The following is a 227-nucleotide window of genomic DNA, read 5'->3' as shown; positions in this document are numbered from 1 at the left end:
CGAGGGCTTCACAGTTCTTGGCAGACCAGTCGATCTTCTGACTGTAGTAAGCCTCTAAACCAGCCGGAACCTTCCCGGCAGACTTACCACCAGGCTTCGGGGCAGGAATCTCATAGCGTCCCTCGCCCTTCTTAAACAGCTTTTTGGCAAGCTCCGGATAATGCTCATCCGGCTTCGCAGCCTTAGCAGCATCCTTCTGACCAGACTTCTCAGAAGACTTGCCCTTC

Annotated in this window: 1 protein-coding gene; it reads right to left on the bottom strand. The window is 54.2% G+C overall.

All coding sequences use genetic code 11. From position 1 onward, the window contains the following. On the bottom strand, nt 1–227 hold a 227-nt coding region (locus HMPREF2757_RS11815), incomplete at both ends, for a hypothetical protein (protein WP_176745859.1).

Source organism: Brevibacterium sp. HMSC063G07, from assembly GCF_001810665.1.
Lineage (GTDB): Bacteria > Actinomycetota > Actinomycetes > Actinomycetales > Brevibacteriaceae > Brevibacterium.
Note: the sequence above shows the minus strand (reverse complement) of the source record. Positions and strands in the feature narration are given on the sequence as shown.